The sequence below is a fragment of the Prosthecochloris marina genome, from assembly GCF_003182595.1.
GTDB classification, from domain to species: domain Bacteria; phylum Bacteroidota; class Chlorobiia; order Chlorobiales; family Chlorobiaceae; genus Prosthecochloris; species Prosthecochloris marina.
Map to the genome: position 1 here is coordinate 1 of NZ_PDNZ01000016.1, position 8901 is coordinate 8901.

Genomic DNA, 8901 nt, shown 5'->3' on the forward strand with positions numbered 1-8901 from the left:
TTTTTTCTGGTCATAGCTGTTCTCCTTTTTACATGATAGGAAACTATGACCGTTTACACACTTTATCTCACAGACTCCGACAGTGGATTCATTTTCCTTCAATGGATGAAACAACAATCAATAACAGAAACATCCTACCTCTCATGAAGTATAAAAAGTAATTTTTATCCCTTATCATTTTACACATCTGCAGCGGCACTCCGCTCAGCAAAATTTGTTTTTTGCAATCCAACCCCTATCTTTTCCAAAGTTCGGTGTGGCTCTATTACATCGTAGAGTGCTTTCAATGAAACCTTTTTATCACCTGTAAGGCTTCTCAATGGCTTCTTCTTCAGCAACCTCGTCAGCAAAAGACAAAACACTTATTGTTGTCGAATCCCCGTCAAAGGCCAAAACCATCAACAAATATCTTGGAAAAGATTACATGGTATTTGCATCGGTCGGCCATATCAAGGATCTGCCTAAAAAGGAGATCGGTCTGGATTTCGACAACCACTACGAGCCTCGCTATGAAGTTATCGCCGGTAAAGAAAAAGTAGTCAGGCAGCTGAAAAAGCTTGCCGGAGAAGCCAGCGACATTCTCATCGCTACAGACCCCGACCGTGAGGGGGAAGCTATTGCCTGGCATATCGCAAACGAGGTTGACTTTACCCGTAAACCCGTTCACCGTGTCCTGTTCAACGAGATAACCAAAAAGGCCATTGTCGAGGCAATTCAGCATCCTCATCAAATAGATTACCGCCTGGTCCGTTCACAGCAAACCCGTCAGGGTCTTGACAAAATCGTCGGTTACAAAATAAGCCCGTTTCTCTGGAATGTAGTGCTGCGAGGATTGTCAGCCGGAAGAGTACAGTCCGTCGCCCTCAGACTGATTTGTGAACGCGAAAACGAGATTGAAAAATTTCAGCCGAAAGAGTACTGGACCATCATTGCCGATTTCACGACGGCGACAGGGGAAACATTCTCGGCAAAGCTGGTTAAAATAAACGGGAACAAGGCCGAAATCAACAATGGGAAAGAAGCTGAAAAAACCGCTTCGGCCATCCTTTCGAGAATATATGGGGTAGCGGCAATCACCCCGAAACTCCAGCAACGTAAACCTCCCCTGCCGTTCACGACCTCACTTCTGCAGCAGGCTGCATCGAATCAGCTTGGATTCGGGTCGAAAAAAACCATGCGTATCGCACAGCAGCTTTACGAAGGAATCGAAATCGGTGCAGAAGGTGCTACAGGTTTGATCACCTATATGAGAACCGATTCTACAAGAATCAGCTCGGAAGCGGTCGAACAGGCGGAGAGGTATATCACTCAGCAGTATGGAACCGAGTATACAGGAGGAACGAAAGCAGCGAAAAACAGCAAAAAAACGCAAGATGCCCATGAAGCCATAAGGCCCACTCTGGTTTCACACACACCTGATACCATGAAGCAGTTCCTTTCTCCTGACCAGTTCAAACTGTACGCTCTTATCTGGAAAAGATTTCTTGCATCACGGATGGCTCCGGCAAAGATAGAACAGACTCGCGTTGAAGTCTCCGATCACGAGCAACAGTTCCTGTTCCGCGCAAGCGGCAGCAAGGTGCTTTTCCCCGGCTTCCTGAAAGTATACAACGAGCAGAAAGAGCTCGATTACGAAGCGAGAAAATCTACACGCGACGACGAGGAAAAAGAGCAGATCGTTCAGCTTCCCAAAAAACTCTCGGTCAATGAAACGCTGAATCTGGACGACCTGGAGAAAAAACAGAGTTTCACCCGGCCACCAGCCCGATATACCGAGGCGAGCCTCGTCAAGGAACTTGACAACTACGGCATTGGACGCCCGTCTACCTATGCCGGTATCTTCTCGACACTCCAGGATCGACGCTATGTCGAGCTGCAGAAGAAAAAGATCATCCCGACTGAACTCGGCAGGGATGTTTCGGTCATTCTGGTTGCTAACTTCCCGGATATATTCAATGTCAAGTTTACAGCCCACATGGAAAATGAGCTTGACAAGGTCGCCACCGGAGAAGATGACTATGAAGAGGTCCTCGACAGCTTCTACAGACCTCTTGAAACCGCACTGAGCGTCAGAAAAAACGATCCCCTTCTCCCGCAGAACCACGATGCCGAAACCTGTGACAAATGCGGAAAAGGAAAGATGGTGATAAAGTGGACTGCCAGCGGAAAATTTCTTGGATGTTCCAATTACCCGTCATGCAGAAACATCAAACCGATAGCTTCGGCAAAAGTTCGCCCAACGGAAACCGGCATACGATGCCCCGGCTGCAGCAACGGCAGAATGGTATTGCGAAACGGTAGGTTTGGGCCGTTTCTTGCCTGTACGAATTACCCGAAATGCAACACCATACTGAAGCTCGACAAACAAAGAAAAATCGAACCGCCAAAGACACCGCCCCTTGAAACTGATCTCGATTGTCCGAAATGCGGGGCACCGCTTTACCTGAGAACCGGCAAAAGAGGACTGTGGCTTGGATGCTCAAAGTTTCCGAAATGCAGAGGAAGGCAGGCATGGGGCCAACTTGATCCCTCGATTCAGCAACACTGGCAGGAAGTAATGGAAGAGCATCAGGCAAAGCATCCGCTGGTTACCCTGCGCATGGTTGACGGCTCGCCAGTGGACATGCGGATGAGTATCGATGACATCATCGCCCGCGCCGAGGAAAACGGCCTTGTCGAAATCGACAACGGAGAGGAACAGGAGAAGCCTGCAGAAGAAAGATAGTATTCTGGAAGCTGCCGCAACAGAAACAATCTCCTTACCCTGTTCCGTCCCCAAAGGTTTGATAGTAATTAGCTCATTAAATAATCCTCATGGCATCTCTATTCATTGTCGTGAGCAAATGAGTACGAGGCGGACGGCGCGCAGAAACCGGAGTGTATACCAATACATGAGGACTTCGAGCACCGCCTAACGAAGTAATCAGGTTGCGCAAAACAAATTAATAGAGGTGCTCCTACAGCAGGAGGTGAGCCAGACGATAGGTAATGAATGAAAAGATCCATGCCACCGTCAACGCATAAGCACCATAGATAGCAACCGCTTTCCACTCCCCGATCTCTTTTCTCATGACACTGACAGCTGCAACACAGGGGATGTACAACAGTACAAAAACCATAAGACTCAAAGCTGTCGCTTCATCAAAACCGGGATCGTTCTTGAGAATGGTTTTCAGTTCCGGCGATGTCTCATCAGCCTCGCCAAGAGAGTAGATCGTTCCCATCGTCGATACCACAACCTCTTTTGCAGCAAGCCCTGTCACCAGAGCCACCCCGATCCTCCAATCAAAACCAAGGGGACGTATGACCGGTTCAAGCAGTTTTCCCGCCCTGCCTGCAATTGAATATTCAAGCTGACTGGCGTTGACCTTGTTTTCAGCCTCGATGATCGCCCGCTCTTTCTGCTCTTCATCGATGATTGTCTGCTCTATTTCAGCAATCTGACGCTCGAGCCCGGCATCGAGTTCGGGATTTTTCGGATAGTTGCTGAACGTCCAGATAAGAAGCACAGCAAAGAGGATAATCGTTCCGGCTTTTTTGAGATACATCATGGCCTTGGTCTTCGCTTGTACCAGAACGGATCGCAGGCTCGGCCAGCGATAAGGGGGCAGCTCCATGACAAAAGGTTCCGACTCGCTTTTCAGAATGGTCTTTTTCATGATGAGAGCTGAAAACAAACCGATAATGATTCCGAGCATGTAAATACCGAACATCACATTTGCCGCAACCGCCGGCCGAAAAAAAGCACCGGCCAAGAGCACGTAGACCGGAAGTTTCGCGCCACAGCTCATAAAAGGAATAATCATGATTGTCGCCAGCCGGTCGGAGCGGCTTTTTAACGTCCGCGTAGCCATGATTGCCGGAATCGAACAGCCGAACCCGGTAATCATCGGAATAAAGGATTTCCCGTGTAACCCGAAACGGTGCATAACCTTATCGACGACAAAGGCTGCACGGGCCATATACCCTGATGCCTCGAGAAACGAAAGGCCGATAAAGAGCAGGATAATGTTCGGCAGAAAGATCAGCACGCCACCCACTCCGGCAATCACTCCGTCAACGAGTACGGACCTCAGCGTATCATTCGGGAGCAAAGGAGAAACACTCTCGGCAAGCATGCCGAAAAGGGCGTCCAGCCAATCCATTATCGGCGTTCCGAGAGTAAATGTCATGTGGAAGATCACCCACACCACCAACAGGAAAATCGGGAGCCCAAGTACCCGGTTCAGCACAACAAGATCGATATAGTCCGTAAGCGACTGCTTTTTTTCACGGCGCTGCTTCACGCATTCCTGCATGGCACCACGTATGAACGCATAACGGTCTTCGGTAATACTGATTTCCGGATCTGACTTGTAAACCGCCTCGGTTTCCTGTATAGCATGCTGAAGTGCCCGTTCGATTTTTACCCAGACAGGATACTGCCTAACCAGATTGTACACCTCTTTATCGTTCTCCAGCAGCTTGATTGCGAGCCATCGAAGGTTATATTTGCCGAGCTCAGGTTCATGAGCAAGCAGTTGTGTTATCTCTTCTATAGCACTGTCGACTTCAGGTCTGAAGGCAAGCTTGTTTTTCCTTATCTCGATGTTTCCTTCGTAAATCCGGATAACATGATCGAGCAAAGAATCCAGACCTTGTTTTTTCTTCGCAGAAGTCGGTACGATATGGCAACCCAGAAGACGCTGCAATTGTTTGACATCGATATCGATTCCCTGTGCCTCCACCTCATCGAACATGTTGAGTGCAACCAGAAGCTCAACCTCCATTTCCATAAGCTGGGTGGTGAGCAGCAGATTTCTCTCGAGATTCGGTCCTTCGACCACATCGATGACGATATCCGGAACGTCTTCAATCAGGTAGTTTCTTGTAACCAGCTCTTCCGGAGAATACGCCGTCAGTGAATAGGTTCCGGGAAGATCGACGACCCGTATCCTGTACCCCCCGTAATCGACATAACCCTCATATTTTTCTATCGTTACACCGGAAAAGTTTCCAACTTTCTGGTGAGAACCAGTCAGTGCATTGAAAAGAGAGGACTTACCTGAGTTGGGATTACCCGCAAGAGCAACTTTTACTTCTTTCAGATCTCTCATGGATTAACTCCCGAACCTCCACCGGCTTCTCTGGTTCCCCATAGGCCTTCCGTCACCCACTTCCCCTGTCTTTTCAACCTGCACCCCGGCAGCTTCATTTTTTCTCAGTGTGAGGTAAACTCCCTTGAAAACAATTTCAATCGGATCCCCGAGCGGGGCAACACGCAACACTTTAAAACGGACGCCTTTTACAAGCCCCATATCAAGAATTCTTCTCCTGACGCCGCTTTCAACCAGCAGTCCCGTAACTTCCGCTTTATCTCCAACTTTCAGATCAGACAACAGCATGCTTCAAATATTTCTCCTAAAAAAAGCCAAGAGCACTTATTTAGATCAATTATCAATAGGAAAACAAATATAAGAATAATTCTTTTTGAAAAAAGAGCCGTTCATAGGAATAACAAAGAGCTGACGGTCGGGGTTCACTTGCCCACAATTTTCCTCAAAACCGTGTGCAGAATCCCTCCGTTACGGTAGTAGTCGATCTCGACGGTGGAATCGATTCGGCAAAGCACACTGAAACCGGTTTTCCGACCACTCCGGAGCTCCCTTGCGGTCACGGAAACAGCCGAACCCGGTTCAAGCGTCTCATCAAGAACAATATCAAAAACCTCTTTGCCTGAAATACCAAGCGCAGCGGGAGATTGGCCGGGCAGGAACTGCAAAGGCAGCACACCCATGCCGACAAGGTTGGAACGGTGTATACGCTCAAAACGTTCTGCAATGACCACTCGTACCCCGAGCATCCATGTCCCTTTAGCCGCCCAGTCACGACTGCTGCCCATACCATAGTCCTTTCCGGCAATGACAACAAGAGGGACCCCTTCCTCCCTATACTTCAGGGATGCATCGAAAATCGTCATGATTTGCGGCTCTGCATCAGATGAGGCAAAACAGGTGGTGAAACCGCCCTCGGTTTCTGGAGCCAGCCTGTTCCTGACGCGGATGTTGTCGAATGTTCCCCGCATCATCACCTCATGATTCCCCCTTCTCGAGCCAAAACTGTTGAAGTCCTTCACATCCACGCCGTTCTTCAGCAAATACTTCCCGGCCGGTTGATCAGGCTGAATCGCACCTGCAGGGCTGATGTGATCCGTCGTGATACTGTCTCCGAACAGCGCGAGACAACGCGCTCCGGTGATCGGTTGCAGGCGAGCCGGCTGAGAACCTATCCGCTGGAAAAAGGGTGGTTCTTTTATATACCCTGAAGCTGGATCCCATTCATACAGTTCTTGCTCCGTTGTTCGAATCGAGCGCCATTGTTCCGTACCGAGATGCACTTCGGCGTAGCGCTCTTTGAAATACTCAGGCCGGATAATGGTGTCAACCAGTTTTTCAACCCCGCTATCATCAGGCCAGAGGTCACGGAGGTAGACGTCGCATCCCTCATAGTCCGTACCGATCGGTGTACTGTCAAAATCAAAGTTTACCGTACCGGCAAGCGCATAGGCCACAACCAGCAGAGGGCTGGCAAGGTAATTCGCCCTCACAAGAGGATTGATCCTGCCTTCGAAGTTACGGTTTCCGGACAGTACACCTGCGACAACCAGATCACCCTTGCGGACAGCCTCTGCAACCGCTTCCGGCAATGGTCCGGAGTTGCCTATACAGGTTGTACAACCAAAACCAACATTGGCAAAACCGAGAGCCTCGAGGTCTTCCATGAACCCCTCGGCCTGAAGGTAGTCGATAACAACTCTGGAACCTGGTGCAAACGAGGTTTTCACCCAGGGCTTTACCGTCAAACCTTTTGCTCGGGCAGCTCTTGCAAGCAAAGCCGCTGCAATCAACGCTGCAGGGTTGCTGGTATTGGTACAGGATGTTATGGCAGCGATAACAACATCTCCATGCTGAAGACTGAATATCTTTCCGTCCATCGCAGCCTCGATGCCGTACCTTCCGGGATCAACACTTTCCTGCTGTGCTATCCCTCCTTCTGAAGACATGTTGCTGCCCCCGTTGGCTGCCTGTTTTCCATAAACGGTGTATACATCCCTTTTCCACTGGGACTGCATCGCCCTGAAATCAATTCTGTCCTGGGGTCTCTTCGGACCGGCAAGGGAGGAACGAACATTTCCGAGGTCAAGCTCCAGAACTTTGCTGAACCTTGTCTCGCGACCATAGTCATGCCATAATCCCTGCTCCTTGCTGTAACGCTCGACCACCTCGACATGCTCCTGCCTGTTTGTCATGGCGAGATAATCAAGCGTCTCGCCATCAACAGGAAAGAATCCTGCCGTCGCCCCGTATTCCGGCGCCATGTTCGCAACGGTCGCCCTGTCCGGCAGAGAAAGACTATTCAGGCCGGAACCGAAAAATTCGACGAAACAACCGACAACACCTTCGTTGCGGAGAATTTCGGTCACTGTAAGTACCAGATCAGTGGCATTGACCCGTTCACCAAGTTCCCCGGTAAGCCTGAAACCAACCACTTTCGGCAGGAGCATGTAAATCGGTTGACCGAGCATCACCGCTTCAGCTTCAATTCCTCCCACCCCCCATCCGAGCACCCCAAGACCGTTAATCATGGTTGTATGACTGTCTGTGCCGACAAGGGAATCCGGGAAAGCCATACCTTCGCTCCGTCGGACTACAGTTGCAAAATGCTCGAGATTAACCTGGTGAACAATTCCTGTTCCGGGAGGAACGACGCGGAAATCATCAAACGCATGTTGCCCCCATTTCAGAAACGCGTATCTCTCGAAATTTCTCTCGAATTCTTTGCCGAGATTTTTTTCCAGAGCATCTGAGCATCCATAATAATCGACCTGGACCGAATGATCGATGACCAGATCGCAGGGAATGAGAGGATTGATATTGGCAGGGTCCTTTCCAAACTTCCGGCAGGCTTCTCTGAGAGCGGCAAGATCGACAACGGAAGGAACCCCGGTAAAGTCCTGAAGAACAACCCTGGCAGGCTTGAACGGAATTTCCGAAACCGCCGGGGTTTGAGCATTCCATCCTGCAAGGGCGGCAACGTCGTCCTCTCGAACCGAATACCCGTCTACGTTACGCAGAACAGCTTCAAGCAGCACCTTGACGGTTTTAGGCAGGCTTGAAACAGCACCGAGGCCTTTCGACTCGATCGCCTCGAGCGAGTAATAACGTACCTCTCCATCGGAAAGATTCAGCTTTCTGACAACACCAAATGCATCATTGCGTGTATTCATAGGTCACTCTCCTCGTTAAAGCTGACTCACTGAATCAATAGTACCTACCCGAATCCGTACAGGCGAAAAAACTTTTTTGCTTGCTGTCAGCGCGCCCTCCGATCAGCAATCACCCATGCTCAACCGAAGCCCCCGGAAATGGAGGCCACCCCATTCTTTCCCCACCGATAAGATGACCGTGAATGTGAAAAACGCTCTGTAGAGAATCCGGGCCGGTATTGAAGACAAGCCGGTAGCCTGATTCCCCAATTCCAGCCTCTTTCGCAACAACCTTCGCGGCCTGCATGATCTGCCCGGCAATGATGGTATCCTCGTCTCCGACGAGGTCATTCAGGGATGCAATATGCTTTAAAGGGATGATCAAAAGATGCTGCGGGGCAGCGGGGTTGATATCCCTGAAAGCAAGGACATGCTCATTGCGATAGACAATATCGGCGGGAATATCACCGCTCACGATTTTACAGAAAAGACAGTTCGGGTCAGAATTTGCCATACCGTTTTGAATTTGATGATGATTGCCGATTCCACTGCTGGCCAACAACAATTTACCTATACGAGCGGCAAAAAACGAAATACCTCCCCTTTCTTCTACGCTCTTCTCTGCTGTTCTTCGGCCTGACACAACTGTTTCTTTT

General features: G+C 49.7%; 5 protein-coding genes. 1 reads left to right on the forward strand and 4 read right to left on the reverse strand.

Going from position 1 to position 8901, the window contains the following annotated elements; genetic code table 11:
• Nucleotides 1–319: 319 nt before the first annotated feature.
• Nucleotides 320–2725, forward strand: a complete 2406-nt coding sequence (gene topA / locus CR164_RS12860; protein ID WP_110024400.1) for a type I DNA topoisomerase — start codon at nt 320–322, stop codon at nt 2723–2725.
• Nucleotides 2726–2957: 232 nt separating this feature from the next.
• Here topA and feoB read toward each other — a convergent pair whose 3' ends face one another.
• The 4 genes from feoB to CR164_RS12880 form a co-directional block, all read right to left on the reverse strand.
• Nucleotides 2958–5096, reverse strand: a complete 2139-nt coding sequence (feoB, locus tag CR164_RS12865; RefSeq protein WP_110024401.1) for a ferrous iron transport protein B — start codon at nt 5094–5096, stop codon at nt 2958–2960.
• Nucleotides 5097–5099: 3 nt separating this feature from the next.
• Nucleotides 5100–5384: a FeoA family protein gene (locus CR164_RS12870; RefSeq protein WP_110024402.1), complete on the reverse strand. Its 285-nt coding sequence runs from the start codon at nt 5382–5384 to the stop codon at nt 5100–5102.
• 134 nt (nt 5385–5518) lie between these two features.
• On the reverse strand, nt 5519–8266 hold the full coding sequence (acnA, locus tag CR164_RS12875) for an aconitate hydratase AcnA (protein WP_110024403.1): 2748 nt from the start codon (nt 8264–8266) through the stop codon (nt 5519–5521).
• A gap of 109 nt (nt 8267–8375) precedes the next feature.
• Nucleotides 8376–8759 (reverse strand): histidine triad nucleotide-binding protein, encoded by a 384-nt coding sequence (locus CR164_RS12880; protein ID WP_110024404.1) that lies wholly within the window; start codon nt 8757–8759, stop codon nt 8376–8378.
• Between the last annotated feature and the right edge of the window lie 142 nt (nt 8760–8901).

What these genes read in the sequence shown, in the direction of transcription:
- topA (WP_110024400.1), top strand. Translation starts at nt 320, where the DNA reads ATGGCTTCTTCTTCAGCAACCTCGTCAGCAAAAGACAAAACACTTATT.
- feoB (WP_110024401.1), bottom strand. Translation starts at nt 5,096, where the DNA reads ATGAGAGATCTGAAAGAAGTAAAAGTTGCTCTTGCGGGTAATCCCAAC.
- CR164_RS12870 (WP_110024402.1), bottom strand. Translation starts at nt 5,384, where the DNA reads ATGCTGTTGTCTGATCTGAAAGTTGGAGATAAAGCGGAAGTTACGGGA.
- acnA (WP_110024403.1), bottom strand. Translation starts at nt 8,266, where the DNA reads ATGAATACACGCAATGATGCATTTGGTGTTGTCAGAAAGCTGAATCTT.
- CR164_RS12880 (WP_110024404.1), bottom strand. Translation starts at nt 8,759, where the DNA reads ATGGCAAATTCTGACCCGAACTGTCTTTTCTGTAAAATCGTGAGCGGT.